Below are 1,030 nucleotides of genomic sequence, written 5' to 3' on the forward strand. Positions count from 1 at the left end.
CACGGCCACGCCTGACGGGCGGCGTATCACCGAGACCCTCGACGCGCTGGGCCGCCCGCTGCGGACCGCGGACAACTACCGCGACGGCGCCTACGCCAAAGAGCCCGACGCCGACGGAGCCCGGGTGCTGGCCGCAGCCGACTACTCCCAGTGGGCCCACTACCAGGTGACCATGACCGACCAGGCCGGACGCAGAACCGTTGCCTCCAGCGACCCGTGGGGGCACACCAGCAGTGTGACCGGCCCGGACGGCACCACCGTCAAGACGGCCTCCGACATCGTGGCCGAGGCGGTCGCGCAGGGCGTGCTGGGCGCAGGCCAGGAGGGTGCCGGCCTGGGCGAGGCCCGGGCCGTGTCGATGCAGGACGCCGACAGTGCGGCGCGGACGGTGTCGGCGAGGGTGGTCTTCGCCGACGGCACCCCCGCTGCCGGATCCACCGCCGAGGCTGATGCGCTGGGCCGGACCCTGACCTCAACCAGCGGCGAAGTCACCGCTGTGCCCTCTTACGGGGCGGGCGGCATCCCGCAGAGCACGGTCCTGACCCCGGCTGCACCGGAGCTGTATCCGGGGCAGGAGTTCACCGCAGCCCTGACCCGCGACCTCGCCGGGCGCCAGACCGCCAAGTCCCTCACCCAGGGCGATCCCGGCCAGGGCGACACCCGCACCGGTGTGCGCAACGCCTATGACGCGGCAGGGCGCCTGGCGTCGCAGACCGACCAGCTCGGCAACACCACCGTGTTCACCTACACCCGTGACGGGGAGATAGCCGAAGCGGCCGTCAAGACCAAAGACGGCGACACCGTCTCCACGACCGCGTATACCTACGACGGGGACACCGGGCTGCTGCTCTCCTCCGCGGTCACCGACGCCAGCGGGGCCACCACGGTCCGGCAGACGGAATACGACGCCCTGAACCGGGTCACCGGCATCTGGGAAGGCGCCCGCGACGACGCGGACGCCAAGAAGAACACCCTCATCACCTACACCTACGACAGCGAGGGCCGGCTGGCCTCGGTCGCCTACCCCGAC

Annotated in this window: 1 protein-coding gene; it reads left to right on the forward strand. The window is 71.9% G+C overall.

What is annotated here, in order from left to right; genetic code table 11:
- The coding region (locus IF89_RS0135550) for a hypothetical protein (RefSeq protein WP_030777357.1) at positions 1-1,030 on the forward strand (1,030 nt) is incomplete at both ends.

This window comes from Streptomyces sp. NRRL F-2664 (assembly GCF_000719345.1).
In the GTDB taxonomy this organism is placed as follows: Bacteria; Actinomycetota; Actinomycetes; order Streptomycetales; family Streptomycetaceae; genus Streptomyces.